A 15702-nucleotide genomic window follows, 5' to 3' on the forward strand; every position below is an offset into this window, starting at 1 on the left:
GTGGAAACCGTAGGGCCTTTAGGCCCGGTATTCTTGTTGAGGTGTCTTCAAATCAAACAAAAGCATTGTCCGCTTGCGGACAATTCTCCTTTGACGCCGACCCCGTCGGACGGGTCTGGCACGCAGAGACCCTGAGAGACGGCGAAGGGTGCGATGAGAACACAGGCCCACAAAGCACACATCATGCGCCTAGCGCATGATACCACAGCCGAAGGCTGCCTGCGGTGGTCGTTGTCCTGGGCGTGACATCAGGGTGGATCCGTACCCCGCCCCACGCCATCCGTGGACCCTGGCGCACGAGCCCTCTCAGCGCGTGCCGGGAGCCCGACAAGTGATTGTACCCGAAGGGCCGAGACCCGCTCTTCGCGGGGCTCGGGGAGGCCCTTGCCGACTATTGAACGGTCCCGCCCTCTTGGGCGGGATGTCCCAACCCTTCCTGTTTTCGCTTGAAATCTTCGACCATTCCGTCCGGCTACCCCTCGTCTAGATCGCTCCCGATCATGCCACCGGAGCGCTTTCGTTTTCACACCGATCTCTGCACGATGCGACCGAACAGATAGTCCAACGACGGCTGAAGGCATCGTTAAACGGCGGTCATAAAGCACACTCGAGGCAAGGCGAACGACAGGCAGGCACCGCATTTCCGTAGGGGAAAAGCTTGGCTTGAGCCCATCAATCAAGTCTTTAGAGTGGCCTATCTAAAACGGCGAACGTCGCAGCTACGCTGGCCGAAAACACGAAAGCAGATGCCTCGCGATGTATGATCGTCCGGCAGGGGAGGGTTACAAAAATGAATCCGGAAGCGATGCTCGGCACATTGGAAGGGCATCATCGAGACATCATGGCTGGCCTTCGCGAAATCAGACGGCATTGCGGCGCAGAAAACCCGAACAGTCGTGAGCTTGCGCTCGCCCGTGAACAGTTGACGGCGTCCAGCCTGTCGCGATCCAGGTATGTCAGCGAGGTGATCGTTCCGACTTTACTAAAAGATGCCGACGATGGCTTGAGGACGGAACTGTCCGAGTTACTCTTTGCGACCGCAACCAAGCGGATGTTTTCGCGCGCGCATATTGCCGAGTGGACGACGACGTCGATCGAGGCGGACTGGTCAGGTTATTGCGCCGCAGCGCGGGATATTTGGCCAATGATGGAAGAGCAGATCGCGCGTGAGACGAGGGTGCTGGCTGCACGGCTCAAGCATCGATAGCGACATCAAGCCGGGTTGGATTCCTTCAGGCCAAGGCGGTGAAGAAGGTACCGTCAGGCGCACTGTGTGGCGTTCGGCAGACAAAAAAAGGGCCAGCGTCAGCCGGCCCGGATAGTTTTTAGGAGAGGATGCCTGAAAGGCGTCGCCATGCTGCATCTGCGAACATCGTTTTGCAACCGCAAACAGGCTTGAACCGCATAATTTTTGGTTGTTAACCGGCGAAAGCCGGCAACCGCATTTCGCGCGATCGATCGGCTATCCGGAGGGACATTGAGCGACACGCGCATCGGCACTGTTGAACGGGCATTTCAGCTGGCCAGGGAAGGGGCCTGTCGCTCGGTTTCAGACATTCGAGAACGCCTCACTGCCGAGGGTTATGAGGGCGTGTTCAGCCACCTGAACGGCATGAGCATCAGGCGTCAGTTGACTGCCGCGCTCGTAGCGCGTGGCGTGACGACGCCGGTCGAGAGCGACGACGTCTGAACCACGCCGTCCTACGCGGCTCAGGCCGCGTTCTTGAGCGGTTCTGGCAACTTGCCATCGGGCAGGGTTTCGCGAAGATGGCCATGGATCATCTGCGCGTTGAACGGCTTCGAAAGAAACGTCGCCTTCTCCGGAAGGTCGCCGGTTTCCGGGCTGACGCGCCCGCTACCGATGACGATCTCAATCCAGGGGTAGTTTTCGGCGACGTGGCGCGCGAGCGCGAACCCGTTGGTGTCACCCGGCATGTCGACGTCCGAAAAAAGGAGGGTAATGGTGTGGGCGTACTCGGGAAGCATCGCGATCGCAGCATCGCCGCTACTGGCTTCGTAAGTGCGGAAACCGGCGTCTTCGAGGATCCCAGTTATATCCATAAGGATGAATGGTTCGTCGTCGACGGCCAGAGCGTAGGGGATTGTTGATAAGGTCATGCGCATCAACCCGCCATTTGCGAAAATGGCTCCGATACAAAGCGCATGCAGCACACCTGGTTACCTTGTGGAACGGGCGTCGATCGCTTCCTGTAGAAGGCATGCCGAGGCCCCGATAAGTACCGCACCAAAAGCGAGGGCCGTTCGTGGGTGCATGGATCTCATGATCGTCTCCTAGCTTTCACTGAGGGTAGGTCCACGGATCCAAAAGGGTAACATCTGTGCCTGCGAAGTCGACGACATTTCGGGTGACGATCGTCAGGTCGTGTACGAGGCCCGTCGCTGCGATCCAGGCGTCGCGTTCGCTCTTGGTGTCCGGAACGTGCAGCCGCGCGCAGCGCAGCGCGATCGTTGTGTCGACGGGGAGTATGCGCCCGGCAAAGGCGGGCATGACCTTGTCGTGTAGCCAGAGCCGCAACACGCCGGCTTGCCGCGTATCGCGCCGTTCGAGCAGTGCGATGCCGAGCTCGATCTCCATGACCGTGATGACCGAAAGGAACATGTCCGCCTGATCGACGCTACCGGCCCATGCTTCGACGGCTGCACTGATCTTTCCGCTGCGCCGCTTGCGCAGCTCGGACAGGGCGTTGGTGTCGAGCAAGTACATCAGTCGAACACCGCTGGACGCGGGAACGATGCTGCCCTGCTGAAGTCGACCTCGATGTCTCCGACCTCGTCCATGTCGAGGGCGTCGAGGATGTTGCCGGGAGGCGCTTTCAGCCGCTCGTATTCGGCAAAGGGCATGACCGCCATGATCGGTCGGCCGCGTTCGGTGATGATAACTGCGCCATCAACCGCGGCCCGCTTGACGCGACCAGGTTCGCGATTGAAGTCGCGGCTGGAAAAAGTTTGCATGGCGGCTTGACCTTCTTTGTCGTGACGTACAGACATTGCCGCAGGCAGCGGAATTGTCAATGTTCGTCACGCGACCGGGTGTTGCTCGATCGCATGACGATCCCGCCAAATCCGAGGCCTCACCCGAAGGAGGATATGATGAAAGTACAGGATATGATGCGGGGGTACGACTATGACCTCCCGCTATATGACGTGCTGAACAACAGCGGCACCAACGAGAACGGCGACCCGGAAATATCGACCGATCGGCGGGTGCTGGCAGGCGCCACGATCGGGATCGGCCTCGACGTTGCCTATTTCGCGATCACGGAGATGCAGGAAGCGTTCACCGCACTGGCGAGCGAAACGAGCAACGGCATGGGCCGTGGCGAGGGGCACAAGGATCTCGAAGAGATCCTGCGCGACAAGAGCCCGTTCCAGATGCGGCTTTGGTACCTGCTGTACGACACGCCTATCGAACAGGCGATTACAGAACTCGCCTGGTTGCAGAGCCTGACGTACCGTCGTGGTCGGATGTGTATGGTAATGCGCGAGCAGAAGCTTGCGGTGATTTACGCCACGAACGCCCAGCTGTGCGAGAGCCTGACGGCCGCGCAGATCATGGCCAACGTGACGACCGAGGGCTGACGATAGTCGCCCGGTCAGGCGACCAGGGCGAGAATACTCTCCGGGTGATGTGGCCGGCACCGGGAGACACGGAAAGGCTGAATGGGATTGTCGGTGCGGACCACAAACTGGTCGACGCCGGTGCGCGCACGAAGCTGAATAGCCACGGCGTAGGCGTTCTCGAGTGAACTCAGTGAACTGCGTCGGGCTGAAAGTGCAATGACGGTCATGGTGATGTCCCTTCGGGGTGAAGTCCTTCGGGTGAAGTGCCGTATGGCGGGTGGAACGGCCGAAAGGCCCGTTTATGGAAAATTGACGACGATCCGTATATCGAGGGTGGTGGACCGGATTCGACGCAGATGCGTTAAGCCAATCTATCCACCGTTTCGACGGAGGATCCTTCGATCGACGGGGTCGGGACCGCTGCTATCGGTTCCGGCCCCGTTTTCGTAAGCGGAGCCGTCGGCGTCAGACGAGCCAATTCTCCACACGAAGACCCCGGATACGTGTGAACTCGCCGACATTTGCGGTGACCAGCGTGGCACCCAGCGCATAGGCGTGAGCTGCGATCAGGAGGTCGTTAGGGCCGATTGGTTTGCCAGCGGCTTCAAGCTCGGCGCGGATCCCGCCATATTCGGCGTCGGCCGGGACATCGAGCGGAAGGATCTCGAGCCCGCTCAGAATGGCTTCGACTTGCTGGAGCAGGCGAGGGGACCCCTTACGGGCGCAACCATAGCGCAGTTCGGCCGCGGTGATGATGCTGACACACAGATTGTCGCTCCCGATCTCGACGATCTTGTCGAACACCGCGCCTTGCGGATTTCGAACGAGATCGGAGACGATGTTGGTATCGAGCATGTAGCGTGAACCGGTCACAGATCGACGGCCCTAAGCGGGAGCAGCGTAGCATCGAGATCCTCTGGAAACTGATCCTCAGAGGCGAGGGGGGTTAGCCCTTTCAGGATGTCGAGAAGACGGGCCTTGGGTTCGGGTTCGATGATAAGCTTGTCGCCTTCCTTATGGATAAGCACGCGGCTTCCCGAAAATTCGAACTCGGCGGGAATTCGTACTGCCTGACTGCGATTGTTGCGAAACAGCCTGGCCTCGCGCACGTCGAAATTAGCAGATGTCTGTGTCACGACGCCTCCTTTGTATATGCCATGTATATACCTTGTTGGGCTGACGTTATCAATTGCCATGAGCGATGGCGTCGTAGTTACGTCCGTGTCGTCCATATCAGGTGGCCTCGGCGCGGCAAGCGAGGAGCTTTATGCGGTCCTGGCCTGGCTTGCTGCTTGAGACGGCTCCCGACGAAAGCCGGAACCAAGTCATGCAAAATCAATGCCGGATACCCGCGTAAGTCATTGGTTTAACATAAGATGTATTATCGATCCGAACGATCCTCGCGGCTCTGAGTCACCTCAAGGCAGTTCGTAGCGTTACCGCCGTCGTATCCGATGCGGCCTCGATCTCGACCCGGTGAAACCCAACTCGATCAGGTTGGCAACGCGCGCATCACGCGCCGAAACGCTGGTCTCACCCAGCACAACGACCACGATACGCCGACCTCGACGCATCGCCGACGCTGCAAGATTGTAGCCGGCGTCGGACGTGTACCCGGTCTTGATGCCGTCGACGCCCGCGACCCGACCGAGCAGATGGTTGTGATTGCCGATGCCGCGCGATCGCCACTGAATCGTACGTCTGCTGAACCGGGCATATTGCCGCGGAAATCGCCTGACGATGGCGCGTGAAAGCTTCGCCATGTCGCTCGCCGTCGTCACGTTCCCGGCGCTGGTCAGCCCGGAGGCGTTTGCAAACCGCGTGTTCCGCATTCCAAGCTGGCGCGCCTTTGCCGTCATCAGTCTGGCAAATTTCGGTTCACTACCAGCAATGCGTTCGGCCACGGCAACGGCCAGGTCGTTCGACGAGATCGCTGCGATAGCATCCAGCGCTTTGCCGACTGTGATCCTTCCACCTGCGGCTATACCCAAATGCGTCGCCGGCTGGCGCGCCGCCCGGCGGGATATCGGCAAAGGGTCACTTGGCCGTAAGCGGCCGTCGGCAAGAGCTTCGAATGCGAGATACAGCGTCATCAGCTTGGTCAGTGAAGCGGGCCGTCTCGCTGCATCCGGCGCCTCCGAAAACAGAACGGTACCGGTTGAGGCATCGACCACAATCTCAGAGACGCGTGATCGGGCATATACCGCCTGCACAGGTAGGCCGAATGCCAAGCTGGCAACGATAAGACCGATCTGCAAACGCCGTAGAGAACTGAAAAACATGCCGAAGTTGGTATCCTCGATGAGCCTTGAGGATGCCAACTTTGACCTGACTGCTGCCTTAAGCGGCATGCTTCGAAGGGCGCTTCGGAGCGACCGCTACTCGAGGTCACTTTCTGTCACGGTTATCAGATTGGCCGTTGGCCGAAGCTCGGCAAGATCGGCGCAGATATCGAGTATCTCGTCGCTGAACCGCTCGAACAGTTCCAAGGCGTCATTGTCTGGTTCGTCGCCGCTCACTTCACGCAAAACGGCGTATTTCACGGCAAAATCGCGGTCCTCGCTATCGATGTCGGCGGTAAACTCGACCTGCTTTTCGCGGTCGTTGTCGACCAGGCTGTCCTGATCAATCGTGAGACGGTTCGCCATGTATTACTGCTTCCTTCGTTGGCAGGCTCCCCTGCCCGAAGGCTACACAGCGTGCAAACTCAGCAAAGGCTGATCCCGCGGTACGTCGCGTCCTCAACGATGATCTTGGCCGTTCCCGGCCCGACGATCGTGTTCACCTTCCCCAGCGTCGTATCGATCGTGTCCCCTGGAAACACGATCTCGACCACATGGGAATTCTCGACTGGGAGGCCATCAGCGGCGATTACCATCGGCGCCGGCAGCAGTTGCACACGATAGGCAGGTATGTCGGAATTGGTCATGGGGCCTTCTCCAGCCTAGTGGATCAGTGTCAATGCCTAGGGGCTGCGGTCTAGAAACCGTTCCAGCATGGGGCAGGATTAGTCACGTTCGCGAAAGATAACTGCGTTTGAAGCCGGCAAGTTCATCATGGACTTGGCACATGCCTGCCTGGCTTATAGGCAGGGCTGTATTAATCATCGACGCAATCTCGAAAGTTAGGTTTCATGCAGGTCATCGTCCGCGACAACAACGTCGACCAGGCTCTTCGTGTTCTGAAAAAGAAGCTGCAACGCGAAGGCGTATACCGCGAGATGAAGCTGCGCCGTCATTTCGAGAAACCGTCGGAGAAGCGCGCTCGCGAACACGCAGCGGCCGTTAGCCGGGCGCGCAAGGCCGATCGCAAGCGCGCCGAAAAGGATCAGTAAGACCGGGGCCTGGTTAGACCGTCACCGTGTGAGTGCGTGCTGTTTGCTCAGGCGGCGAACGACGGAGACGAGCTTCGCCATCGCGGGTTCGCGGATCGGCTCGGTGAGCCGCATCTCCCGGCTTCGTCCGTCGATCGTCAGGCTAAGTGGACGGTCTGCAATTCTTTACATCCCGACCGACCGTTTCGCCGTTTTAAAGCATCAACCCTACTGGATCCCAACTTCGGGAGGCAGCGTCGTAACCGCGTTGCCACGCAGCGCGCAGACGACTGCCGCGCCGTCCGCTGGGGTTATCATTGCCCATGACGAAGCAGCGCCAGCCTGCTTTCTCGGCTTCCCAGTTTTCGTCGACCGGTCCGGGCGTCAGCAATGACATTAGATCCAGGCGGCGATTCTCCGGTGTTGGCGTGACCATGTCAGAGGTCCTCTCGAACTATGATCGTCAGCACACGCCGAGTGATGCTGGCATCGGCGGGATCTTCCGAGCCGTACTCGAACGCAGCGTCATAATAGTCGATCTTGAAGTAGACCGTCGTCCCCTCGAACTCGAAGTTGCCCCGGTCCCGTTCTGCCGCATCCGCATCGGCGAACACATGGTGGCGGATGGCGGCGTAGAGTCTCGCTTGAACGACGATCTCCATGGCACCGTCACCAGAAGCGAAGGTGCCAAGGCAGCTCCTCGTCACCATGATCCGAGCGGTACGGTCGAGGCCATGGCGACAACGGTCATTCAGACGGCCGATGGACGCCAGACGCGCTTCGGCGCTCGCCAGCGATCCGTTGAGCAGCCGGCCAACCTTGGCGGTGGTTTCGGGCGCGACGCTGGTAGCGATTGTGGCAGGGAGCATGCCGGTGTCCTCAGGCTCGGCAGGGCCATTCCCCGCATCTGCCTGTCACCTCCCCCTCCCTCTTTGGGCCTCGGGCCTACTTGGTCGGCCTGGGTAAACACCAATCGCGGCCTCTCTACCCGTTGCGCGGACGTTCCACCGCTCAGGCGTAGCGACACTCGTCGGATGCGAAGACCGACCAGAGGTGAGCCTCCGCATCGATCAGGTGGTCGAAGCTCCGGCTGGTGTTCCCGACGTCGACGATCCAGTCGGTCCCATGTGCTCGGACGAAGCCGACCGAGTAGACCCGGCCTGGGCTATCCGATGGTGGGATTGTCGCCAGATTGTGACCCGCCGCGGCAAGGCTCTGCACATCGCGCCCCGTTACACGCCAGGTGTCGAACCGGGCCGCCTCGTCCGAGGCCGTCAGGTAATAGCGGGTGGCGACTTCCCAGGCGGCGTTGACGTGAGCGAGGTCGGTGCCGAGTGCATCGGCATCGCCATTCCCGACGATCGCGGGCGGGCGTGTAGCTTGCCACGCCGCCAACATGACCATGTTGGCGTCGAGGAAGTCGTGCGACGCACAGACACCAGCTGCGATCGTCTGGTTCCGTAGGCGCATCTGGCGCCACTCATCCGGATCGAGCTGTTCTGCGAGACCGTGTGCGAATGCGCAGGCGAGTGTCTCGATCGCAATATGCCTAAGGGCCTCGGCATAGTCGTCGCCCGCATAGGCGACCGTCAGTTCGCCGACTGCGTCACGACGGCTAAAGGTGAACCTTGCGCTCTCCGGGAATTCGCGCATCGCCGCCTGTTCGTAGTCGATCCAGATCTGTGCGGCCTCGCCCATCGGACCGACGCAAGGTCCGAAGCTCGGTGCCGTTTCGTGCCGCCAGCTCATCTCGGACCATTCCGGCGGTATCGGCACCATCGTGTCGATCGCATAGTCGGGAAAGAACGACGGCCACGTCGGGATCACCTCATGGATGGTGAACCCGTGGGACAGGCAAACCAGACCTTCGGTAATGCCTAGCCGTCGGTATCCCTCGATCGTCTCGGCATCGCCATCCGCGCCGTCGATCAGCTCGGCCAGCACGTAGGGCCATGCCGAGACCGGCACCCTGACGTTGAGGAAGCCGTTCCAGTTCGTGTCATCAGTGACGCCGGGGAACGTGGCTCCCTCCCCGAACGACCACGCGATCGGGCGCAGATGATTGTCCTGTCGCGTTGTGTCCACGGCCTCTTGGCGGACGTCGAACTGGGCAAGCGCGCGGGCAAACGCCGTCCGGTGCTGAAAGTAGCCGAGCGCCGACAGGACGTCGACATAGGCAGAGCGTGCCTCGTCGGTCTGAAACTCGTGTTCGGTTGCATCGCGGGCGGAGAGATATTCCCGCGCAAGCGTCACCGGGTCGGTCCGGATCGTATCGGCGAAAGTTGCTATGTAGCGAGTGCGCATGGGGGAAGGATCCTGTCCGGCCTATTCCGGTCTCCCTCCTCTCACCCCTCTCCTCTCCTGCGCCGCCTTGGCTGATTAGCCGGGCGTCTCGCTCTTCAGCACCGCGGCGCGTGCGCGTTCTTCCTCGGCGGTGTCCATCACCAGCACCAGTATCGACGGTCAGTGAATCATCTTGGCGTCTCGAAGCCGGCCATCTGCCGTGCAGAAATATTCCCGCTTTCCCATATACGACGGCCTGTTTTGAGAAAACTCAATCGGGAACAGATTTCGAGAAAGTAGCTCCCCTGGGCGCATCAAGAGAACGATTCTGCCCGGCTTTCTCGCTGCGCCTTCCTTTTCGAGAAGCTTGAGTAAGCCGCTTGTTGAACGTCGAAGATCAAGCAGCCGAGGACAGCTTCATCAAGACGAGGCCACTGACGATAAGCAAGGCAGCTAGGAGGCGCATCGCGGTCATTGCCTCGCCGAAAACCATAATGCCGACAACAAACGCGCCAACCGCGCCGATGCCGGTCCAAATTGTGTAAGCCGTTCCCAACGGTAGAACACGCATTGCCGATGCAAGAAGGCCGAAGCTGATCAACATGCCTGCGCCGGTAATGAGGCTTGGCCAGAGCCGGGTAAAGCCATGAGATTGCTTCATGGCCGACGCCCAGACAATCTCGAACAAACCAGCAAAAACAAGTGCGATCCACGCCACAGCAGCCTCCATAAAAGCTGCCGGGCCGTCCCGGACTTCTAACCCAACTTCTGGGCCGGGAACGTTGTCACCGCACATTTAAATAATTGCAGATTCACGATATTTCAACGGCAGCTAGCAGGCACGGCTTAAGAGAAGCGCCATCATCAAGCTCATCACTCGACGGGAATGGGGCCGAGCGCTTTCACCTGCCGGATCACCACGAGAGTTTTGAAACTACGCACGCGCTCGTTCGCTGAAAACAGACGCTGCGCCAGTTCGTCGTAACTCTCCATGTCGCGAGCGACGATCCGCACTGCCAGGTCATGGTCGCCAGTGACGTTCCAAGCTTCGACCACTTCCGGCTCCCGGTCCAGTAAGTGCATCATTTCGCCAATCGTGCTCGGGCCTTCACGTTCGAGCGTGACCATTACAATCATGGACAGCGGCCAGCCAAGCGTTCGCGGCCGGACGATCGCTACCTCGCGCTCAATCACGCCTGTTTCGCGTAGGCGACGCAGGCGGCGGTAACAGGCCGGCGTCGAGAGCCCTATCGCCTCAGCAATTTCCGCCACGGGCTGCTGCGCGTCGATCTGTACCAGTTTCAGAAGCTTGAGATCAAAGCTGTCGAGTGAAACCGGTTTTTCCATCCCATGAAACTTAGTCGATAATCTTTATCGTAAGCGAGCCCATTTTGATCACCTTCGTTGACGGTTCTATTTAAACTCCTGGGCTCCCGCTTCTTCGTGAGACCTGCATGACCACATTCTCCATCGCGCGGCCGATTGGTCCGCGCGCTGATCTCGGCGCTATCGTCGCGCTGTTCTGTTCGCTTCTGTCGATCAGCGTCGGCGCGTCGTTCGCGAAGTGGCTTTTTCCTGCCATCGGACCGGAGGGTGCGACTGCCCTGCGCCTAATCGTAAGCGCGTGCGTCCTGACAGTCGTATTTCGGCCGTGGCGCGTCCTTAGCGCGTCGGATTGGCGTTCGCTCATACCTTACGGGGTCGCGTTGGGTGTCATGAACCTTGTCTTTTACAAGGCGATCACGTTCATTCCGTTGGGTATCGGGATCGCAATCGAATTCACCGGACCGCTAGCCGTCGCGCTGCTGACTTCGCGGCGCAAGACGGACTTCCTGTGGATCGCGCTTGCTGTTGCAGGCCTTGCCCTGCTGCTGCCCATCTGGGGAGGTGCCGCTCACCTCGATTGGCGCGGCATAGCCTTGGCGGGTGCCGCAGGAGCCTGCTGGGCTGTTTACCTCCTTAAAGGGAAGAAGGCAGGCGAAGATCATGGGATTGCCGCTGTCGCAGGCGGCATGGTGATAGCCGCTTTGGTCACTGCACCGGTCGGTATCCTTCATGCCGGAACCGCCATGCTTCAGCCCGAAGTGCTGGCGCTCGGATTGGTCGTTGGCATCGTATCGAGTGCGCTCCCCTACACTCTAGAGATGATCGCTCTGCCGCGCCTGCCGACTAATACTTTCAGCACACTCTTGAGCGCGGAACCGGCGGTGGGTGCGCTTGTCGGCCTCGTAGTGCTCGGCGAAACGCTAGCGATCTCACAATGGCTCGCGATTGGGTTGATCGTTTGCTCCTCGATTGGCGCTGCCACGACGGCGAAGAAGTAGGAACTGAGACATGCAGGATATCCCGATCATCGATCCCGCCGTCATTCGCTTGGCACCAGATTTTCGTGCGCTTCATCTGTTTGTCAGCACGCCAGACGCGCCGGCTATCGCTAATCCTTCGTCTGCGCTGGTCGAAGCCTGCCAATTTGTACGCGATGGTGGTCCACCATGGGTGGAAGCACACTTAGCCGCTTGGGCGGACACCTATGCCCAGTTTGGCGCGAAGCCGAACCGAACGCCTTGTTCAGCGCAGGCGCTCCGTAAGCGCGTGCTGAAGGATGGCGTGCTCCCGTCGATCAACCCGGTGGTGGACCTGTATAACGCAATCAGCCTGCGCTACGCTGTTCCGGTCGGAGGTGAAAATCTGGGGGCCTATGTGGGCGTGCCACGGCTCACGATCGCGGACGGCTCAGAAGCCTTTGACACCATGTCCAACGGCGAGCCTGCGATCGAGCACCCGTTGCCCGGCGAAGTTGTCTGGCGCGATGACGTGGGTGTGACCTGCCGACGCTGGAACTGGCGGCAGGGGACGCGCACTCGGCTGAACGGCAACGAGCGATCCATGTGGTTCGTTTTGGAAGCCCTTGCTGGAATGCCGAACGAAGCCTTGCAAGAGGCCGGGCACGCACTGTCGAGCGGCCTGACAAGCATCTTACCGTCTGCGTCCGTCACGACGATAAAGTCGGCCTGATTGACCCAACAACCGACACCCTGAGGAAAGGCCTTTACGAGTTCTCGAAAAACCATCGATTTCGGGAACGCCGCGCCTTCTCGCTGGCGGTTCCTCTTCGGGAAGAGCATCAAAGCCGCTTGCGCGCCGACATTCTATTTCGCGTTGAAGCCCGCATGGTAGGCCACGACGCCGGCAGGCATTGTACCGGTGAGGCTTAGAGCTTGGAAATACTCGCTCGGCACGCCGGGATAGGTGAGAGCATCGTTCGATCTGAAGTCGAACCTGCCGTAGTACGCCGGATCACCAAGGACGACGCAGCCCCGTGGCCCGACCCGCAGCGACTTGTGTCAGGTGGCGAAACGGTGACCGCTCGCAAGGCTTGATGCTACCGCTTTGGCGGCTGCCGGTTTCGCTTATTTTGATCGTTTATTTCGGCGACGTTCGTGTGCCGGCTCACTGCATGAAATTCGGCACGAAGAAATAGCGTTTCCAGATCATCGCGACTGATATCGAAAGTCTCGTGCATATCGGCCAGAGCCGCATCGATATCCTCTGACGCAAACCCGATCGTCGCTTGTGCGGTGGTGACTGTATTGTGCGCAAGCGTAGACAGGTGAGGATAGGAGTGACGGCCCATTCGGTGAAATACCAAGCCCAGCCCGACTAGAATAAGCGAGTTGATGCCGACCGGCGTAATCGCAAAGGCGTAGCTGGCGGCGTGGATGTCGGGAGCACCGATCACAGCGGTAAGTGCGGCCGCACCGCCAGGGGGATGCAGGCAGCGAAGCAGCGACATGATGAGTATCGCGCCTCCTACCGCAACACCGGCTGCTAGCGTCGCATCCGGTATGACGTTCCACGCCGCGACACCGAACAGCGTGGAGATGACATTGCCTCCAATCACCGGCCAAGGCTGTGCCAATGGACTTGCGGGCACAGCGAACACCAGTACCGCGGAAGCGCCCAGGGGCGCCACGATCGCAGGTAGATCGGCCGCTACGAGTGGGAACGTCATGTAGATTGTGAGGGCAATGGCGATCAGTGCCGCAATGGACCCGATCAGCCGGTCAGGCAGCGTTGCGCCGGCGAGCAGAGGTTTGAAAAATGGCACAGGGGTCTCAATGCATACAGGGGATAGCAGCCTTTTTTCAGACCGGTTCGCCAAGCACGTCCTCACGTACTCTACGGTCGGACCACCGCGTTGCAATCACGTTGACCACAAGCCCGCCCAGCACCAGCCCCGCAGCTCCAAGCTTCCAGAACGGCAATGGCTCAGCCAATACGATTGCAGCGGTCCCGATGCCGAACACAGGTACCAGCATGGCAAGCGGAGCAACCGTTGCGGCTGGATGCCGGGACAAGAGCCACGCCCAAAGACCATAACCAAACAGCGTGTTTCCTACCGACTGCCAGACGACAGCGAACCAAGCGCCAACGGATGCAGAGGCAAGCGAACGTTCGATTACTCCCGGTCCTTCGATCAACAGCGCTGAAATGCCCAGCAATGGCGTAGCGAACAGGCAGGCCCATATCGTCAAGCCAAGGACGTGGTCCTTATCGATCGTACGCGCCATATGGTTGCCGCTAGCCCAACACAGTCCGGCCGCGATCACCATCGCAAGTCCGACTAGAGTAGTGCCCCCGTCAGCGCGCGCGACGAGAAGAGCCATGCCCGACAAAGCGAGCAGAAGCGCAACTATCGCGGGTGGACGCAGGCGCTCACCATTTAGCACCACGGCTAGGAGAATCGTAAAAAACACCTGGCTCTGGATTACAAGCGAAGCCAGGCCCGCGGAGATCAGTCCGTCCATGGCGTAAAACATCAAGCCGAACTGACCGACGAACAGCACGCCACCATAGATCGCGATCGTGCGCCAGCGGATCGCCGGACGCGGCACGAAGAATGCCGCCGGGACCAGCACAAAGGCAAACCGCAACGTTGCGAACAGAAGGGGCGGGAAATCGTCCAGCGCCAACCGCACGATAGCGAAGTTGGTCCCCCATATCGCGACGATCGCCAGCGCCAGTGCGAGATGGCGGGGCGGCAACCCGCCCTGCGTACTCATAGGTCGCCGGTCAGGAACTGCGCCTTACCAAATCCGAAGCTCCAGTCGGCGTCACTGTTCTCGATCACAGAGAACATCACGTCTTGCGGCGCGACGTCGCAGCGTTCGGCAAGGCCGGTCGTGACCAGTCGGTAAAAAGCCTGCTTCATGTCCTGCGAGCGCGGGCGCGTCGTCATGTGGATCAGCACACGCTGTTCGCTGCGCTCGAAGCCCAACCCGGTATCTTCCATGACGAGGTGGGAAGGCGCGTGTTCGGTGACGATCTGATACCGATCGCGAACCGGCACCTGAAATGACTCGACCATCGCTTCATGGATGACTTGCTGTAGTTCAGCGACGGCCTCTGCCGAACGGCCCTTGACGATATGGATGTTGAGCAGTGGCATTACGCGTCCTTCCGATTGCGAATGGTGTGTAGTTCGTCCACGAGTGTCCTGATGAGGCTGGCAGCGGGCATGGCACGCGACAGTGGTGCGCCTTGCCCGGCCCATTGCGCTCCAAAGCCATGTTCGCCCCGCGCCTTGGCGGCAGCATGAAGGGCTTTGCCGGCGTCATAGGCGATCGGGTAATCAGGCGGCAGGCGTTCGGCGAGCTTATCAACCAGCGCGGTAAAACGGTTGGCAATCGCTCGTGCAGGACGCCCCGAAATCAGCGGCGTCAGCGTCGTGTGATACGCACCCGGCCCGGCAAGCGCAGCACGATAGGCATCGTCAGCGGCCGATTCCGGACAGGCCACGAAAGCGGTGCCGAGTTGTGCCGCGACAGCGCCCAGGTCGAGCGCGGCAGCGATGCCTGCACCGTCCATGATCCCGCCGGCAGCAATGACAGGGAGCTTCGTTTCGCGCACCAGTAACCGCGTTAGTGCCACTGTCCCAAGCGCGTCGTCGGGCTTTGCCGGATCGAACACGCCCCGGTGTCCGCCTGCCTCGATCCCCTGTGCCACGATCGCGTCGATCCCGGCCGCCTCGATCTCGCGCGCTTCCTCCAGGCTGGTGGCGGTTGCGAGCAGATAGATGCCGCGTGTCCGCAGCGCCGATAGCGCATCGGCGGACGGCAAGCCGAAATGAAAGCTGACGACGGGAGGATTCAACGCCAGCACCATCGCCAGCATGTCCGCGTCGTCGACAAAGCTCTTGTAGATCGTGCGGAGCGCCTTGGGGGGCTCTGCCTCGAACTCGGCGAACAACGGTGCCAGCCATTCCAGCCATGCCCGCTCCCGATCCGGATCAGCCGTAACGCTACTATGGACGAACAGGTTGACGTTGAAAGCGCCGTTGGCGCGATCGATGCGCGTGCGTGTTTCCTCGATCATCGTGCGTGCGCCATCGGCGTCCGTCGCGCCGACCCCGATCGACCCAAGACCGCCTGCATTCGATACGATGGCGGCGAGCGTCGGCGTTGAGACGCCGGCCATTGGCGCTTGAACGATGGGGAGTGTCATCCCGAGCCGATCTAGCATCG

At 60.2% G+C, this 15702-nt stretch carries 23 protein-coding genes; 6 read left to right on the plus strand and 17 right to left on the minus strand.

Annotated elements, in window-relative coordinates; translation table 11 throughout:
* The first annotated feature begins 760 nt into the window (after positions 1–760).
* Both O6Y00_RS20250 and O6Y00_RS20255 read left to right on the plus strand, forming a co-directional pair.
* Positions 761–1207 carry a hypothetical protein gene (locus tag O6Y00_RS20250; RefSeq protein WP_353444337.1) on the plus strand — a complete coding sequence of 149 codons (447 nt, stop codon included), beginning with the start codon at positions 761–763 and terminating at the stop codon, positions 1205–1207.
* A gap of 270 nt (positions 1208–1477) precedes the next feature.
* Complete coding sequence (locus O6Y00_RS20255; RefSeq protein ID WP_093400793.1) at positions 1478–1690, plus strand: hypothetical protein; 213 nt, start codon at positions 1478–1480, stop codon at positions 1688–1690.
* A gap of 20 nt (positions 1691–1710) precedes the next feature.
* On the opposite strand, the gene O6Y00_RS20260 is transcribed toward O6Y00_RS20255, so the two are convergent.
* The 3 genes from O6Y00_RS20260 to O6Y00_RS20270 all read right to left on the minus strand — a co-directional run bounded on the left by O6Y00_RS20260 (position 1711) and on the right by O6Y00_RS20270 (position 3033).
* A complete protein-coding gene (locus O6Y00_RS20260) occupies positions 1711–2172 on the minus strand; it encodes a response regulator (RefSeq protein WP_243645722.1) in 462 nt (153 codons plus the stop codon).
* Positions 2173–2299: 127 nt separating this feature from the next.
* On the minus strand, positions 2300–2725 hold the full coding sequence (locus tag O6Y00_RS20265; protein ID WP_353444338.1) for a type II toxin-antitoxin system VapC family toxin: 426 nt from the start codon (positions 2723–2725) through the stop codon (positions 2300–2302).
* On the minus strand, positions 2725–3033 hold the full coding sequence (locus tag O6Y00_RS20270; protein WP_353444339.1) for a type II toxin-antitoxin system Phd/YefM family antitoxin: 309 nt from the start codon (positions 3031–3033) through the stop codon (positions 2725–2727). The genes O6Y00_RS20265 and O6Y00_RS20270 overlap by 1 nt, the downstream gene beginning before the upstream one ends.
* A gap of 78 nt (positions 3034–3111) precedes the next feature.
* Here O6Y00_RS20270 and O6Y00_RS20275 point away from each other — a divergent pair, with 78 nt between their 5' ends.
* Positions 3112–3600 (plus strand): hypothetical protein, encoded by a 489-nt coding sequence (locus tag O6Y00_RS20275; RefSeq protein ID WP_132833849.1) that lies wholly within the window; start codon positions 3112–3114, stop codon positions 3598–3600.
* Between the two features lie 14 nt (positions 3601–3614).
* Here the strand turns inward: O6Y00_RS20275 and O6Y00_RS20280 are convergent, their stop codons facing one another.
* The 6 genes from O6Y00_RS20280 to O6Y00_RS20305 all read right to left on the minus strand — a co-directional run bounded on the left by O6Y00_RS20280 (position 3615) and on the right by O6Y00_RS20305 (position 6511).
* Entirely contained in the window at positions 3615–3809 is a 195-nt protein-coding gene (locus O6Y00_RS20280) for a hypothetical protein (RefSeq protein WP_353444340.1), read from the minus strand.
* Positions 3810–4047: 238 nt separating this feature from the next.
* On the minus strand, positions 4048–4437 hold the full coding sequence (locus O6Y00_RS20285; protein ID WP_353444387.1) for a type II toxin-antitoxin system VapC family toxin: 390 nt from the start codon (positions 4435–4437) through the stop codon (positions 4048–4050).
* Positions 4438–4451: 14 nt separating this feature from the next.
* On the minus strand, positions 4452–4718 hold the full coding sequence (locus O6Y00_RS20290; RefSeq protein WP_353444341.1) for an antitoxin: 267 nt from the start codon (positions 4716–4718) through the stop codon (positions 4452–4454).
* Positions 4719–5018: 300 nt separating this feature from the next.
* Positions 5019–5933, minus strand: coding sequence for a D-alanyl-D-alanine carboxypeptidase family protein (locus O6Y00_RS20295; RefSeq protein WP_353444342.1), 915 nt, complete (start codon positions 5931–5933; stop codon positions 5019–5021).
* 27 nt (positions 5934–5960) lie between these two features.
* On the minus strand, positions 5961–6230 hold the full coding sequence (locus tag O6Y00_RS20300; protein ID WP_031440623.1) for a DUF1488 family protein: 270 nt from the start codon (positions 6228–6230) through the stop codon (positions 5961–5963).
* 59 nt (positions 6231–6289) lie between these two features.
* Complete coding sequence (locus O6Y00_RS20305; protein WP_353444343.1) at positions 6290–6511, minus strand: hypothetical protein; 222 nt, start codon at positions 6509–6511, stop codon at positions 6290–6292.
* Positions 6512–6715: 204 nt separating this feature from the next.
* Here O6Y00_RS20305 and rpsU point away from each other — a divergent pair, with 204 nt between their 5' ends.
* Positions 6716–6916, plus strand: a complete 201-nt coding sequence (gene rpsU / locus O6Y00_RS20310) for a 30S ribosomal protein S21 (RefSeq protein WP_056483632.1) — start codon at positions 6716–6718, stop codon at positions 6914–6916.
* A 416-nt stretch (positions 6917–7332) separates the two neighbouring features.
* Here rpsU and O6Y00_RS20315 read toward each other — a convergent pair whose 3' ends face one another.
* From O6Y00_RS20315 to O6Y00_RS20330, 4 genes are all read right to left on the minus strand, one after another.
* A complete protein-coding gene (locus tag O6Y00_RS20315) occupies positions 7333–7764 on the minus strand; it encodes a DUF3768 domain-containing protein (RefSeq protein WP_353444344.1) in 432 nt (143 codons plus the stop codon).
* A gap of 142 nt (positions 7765–7906) precedes the next feature.
* A complete protein-coding gene (locus O6Y00_RS20320; protein ID WP_353444345.1) occupies positions 7907–9199 on the minus strand; it encodes a hypothetical protein in 1293 nt (430 codons plus the stop codon).
* Positions 9200–9575: 376 nt separating this feature from the next.
* On the minus strand, positions 9576–9896 hold the full coding sequence (locus O6Y00_RS20325) for a DMT family transporter (protein WP_353444346.1): 321 nt from the start codon (positions 9894–9896) through the stop codon (positions 9576–9578).
* Positions 9897–10051: 155 nt separating this feature from the next.
* On the minus strand, positions 10052–10525 hold the full coding sequence (locus tag O6Y00_RS20330) for an Lrp/AsnC family transcriptional regulator (RefSeq protein WP_353444347.1): 474 nt from the start codon (positions 10523–10525) through the stop codon (positions 10052–10054).
* A 107-nt stretch (positions 10526–10632) separates the two neighbouring features.
* Between O6Y00_RS20330 and O6Y00_RS20335 the strand changes: the two genes are divergently transcribed.
* Together O6Y00_RS20335 and O6Y00_RS20340 are read left to right on the plus strand one after the other, a co-directional pair.
* Complete coding sequence (locus O6Y00_RS20335) at positions 10633–11502, plus strand: EamA family transporter (protein ID WP_353444348.1); 870 nt, start codon at positions 10633–10635, stop codon at positions 11500–11502.
* Between the two features lie 10 nt (positions 11503–11512).
* A complete protein-coding gene (locus O6Y00_RS20340) occupies positions 11513–12193 on the plus strand; it encodes a B3/B4 domain-containing protein (protein WP_353444349.1) in 681 nt (226 codons plus the stop codon).
* A gap of 367 nt (positions 12194–12560) precedes the next feature.
* Here O6Y00_RS20340 and O6Y00_RS20345 read toward each other — a convergent pair whose 3' ends face one another.
* The 4 genes from O6Y00_RS20345 to O6Y00_RS20360 are packed head-to-tail and all read right to left on the minus strand — an operon-like array spanning position 12561 to position 15700.
* Positions 12561–13286, minus strand: a complete 726-nt coding sequence (locus O6Y00_RS20345; protein ID WP_353444350.1) for an HPP family protein — start codon at positions 13284–13286, stop codon at positions 12561–12563.
* A 37-nt stretch (positions 13287–13323) separates the two neighbouring features.
* Positions 13324–14241: an EamA family transporter gene (locus O6Y00_RS20350; RefSeq protein ID WP_353444351.1), complete on the minus strand. Its 918-nt coding sequence runs from the start codon at positions 14239–14241 to the stop codon at positions 13324–13326.
* Positions 14238–14627 (minus strand): tautomerase family protein, encoded by a 390-nt coding sequence (locus O6Y00_RS20355; protein ID WP_353444352.1) that lies wholly within the window; start codon positions 14625–14627, stop codon positions 14238–14240. Before O6Y00_RS20355 ends, O6Y00_RS20350 begins: the two co-directional genes overlap by 4 nt.
* Positions 14627–15700 (minus strand): NAD(P)H-dependent flavin oxidoreductase, encoded by a 1074-nt coding sequence (locus tag O6Y00_RS20360; RefSeq protein ID WP_353444353.1) that lies wholly within the window; start codon positions 15698–15700, stop codon positions 14627–14629. Before O6Y00_RS20360 ends, O6Y00_RS20355 begins: the two co-directional genes overlap by 1 nt.
* Positions 15701–15702 lie beyond the last annotated feature (2 nt).

Origin of the sequence: Sphingomonas faeni, from assembly GCF_040407565.1 — a bacterium.
Lineage (GTDB): Bacteria > Pseudomonadota > Alphaproteobacteria > Sphingomonadales > Sphingomonadaceae > Sphingomonas > Sphingomonas faeni_F.

Coding starts and splice junctions, on each gene's coding strand:
- O6Y00_RS20250 (WP_353444337.1), top strand. CDS start 761: ATGATCGTCCGGCAGGGGAGGGTTACAAAAATGAATCCGGAAGCGATG.
- O6Y00_RS20265 (WP_353444338.1), bottom strand. CDS start 2,725: ATGTACTTGCTCGACACCAACGCCCTGTCCGAGCTGCGCAAGCGGCGC.
- O6Y00_RS20275 (WP_132833849.1), top strand. CDS start 3,112: ATGAAAGTACAGGATATGATGCGGGGGTACGACTATGACCTCCCGCTA.
- O6Y00_RS20280 (WP_353444340.1), bottom strand. CDS start 3,809: ATGACCGTCATTGCACTTTCAGCCCGACGCAGTTCACTGAGTTCACTC.
- O6Y00_RS20285 (WP_353444387.1), bottom strand. CDS start 4,437: ATGCTCGATACCAACATCGTCTCCGATCTCGTTCGAAATCCGCAAGGC.
- O6Y00_RS20295 (WP_353444342.1), bottom strand. CDS start 5,933: ATGCCGCTTAAGGCAGCAGTCAGGTCAAAGTTGGCATCCTCAAGGCTC.
- O6Y00_RS20300 (WP_031440623.1), bottom strand. CDS start 6,230: ATGGCGAACCGTCTCACGATTGATCAGGACAGCCTGGTCGACAACGAC.
- O6Y00_RS20305 (WP_353444343.1), bottom strand. CDS start 6,511: ATGACCAATTCCGACATACCTGCCTATCGTGTGCAACTGCTGCCGGCG.
- rpsU (WP_056483632.1), top strand. CDS start 6,716: ATGCAGGTCATCGTCCGCGACAACAACGTCGACCAGGCTCTTCGTGTT.
- O6Y00_RS20315 (WP_353444344.1), bottom strand. CDS start 7,764: ATGCTCCCTGCCACAATCGCTACCAGCGTCGCGCCCGAAACCACCGCC.
- O6Y00_RS20320 (WP_353444345.1), bottom strand. CDS start 9,199: ATGCGCACTCGCTACATAGCAACTTTCGCCGATACGATCCGGACCGAC.
- O6Y00_RS20330 (WP_353444347.1), bottom strand. CDS start 10,525: ATGGAAAAACCGGTTTCACTCGACAGCTTTGATCTCAAGCTTCTGAAA.
- O6Y00_RS20335 (WP_353444348.1), top strand. CDS start 10,633: ATGACCACATTCTCCATCGCGCGGCCGATTGGTCCGCGCGCTGATCTC.
- O6Y00_RS20340 (WP_353444349.1), top strand. CDS start 11,513: ATGCAGGATATCCCGATCATCGATCCCGCCGTCATTCGCTTGGCACCA.
- O6Y00_RS20350 (WP_353444351.1), bottom strand. CDS start 14,241: ATGAGTACGCAGGGCGGGTTGCCGCCCCGCCATCTCGCACTGGCGCTG.
- O6Y00_RS20355 (WP_353444352.1), bottom strand. CDS start 14,627: ATGCCACTGCTCAACATCCATATCGTCAAGGGCCGTTCGGCAGAGGCC.
- O6Y00_RS20360 (WP_353444353.1), bottom strand. CDS start 15,700: ATGCTAGATCGGCTCGGGATGACACTCCCCATCGTTCAAGCGCCAATG.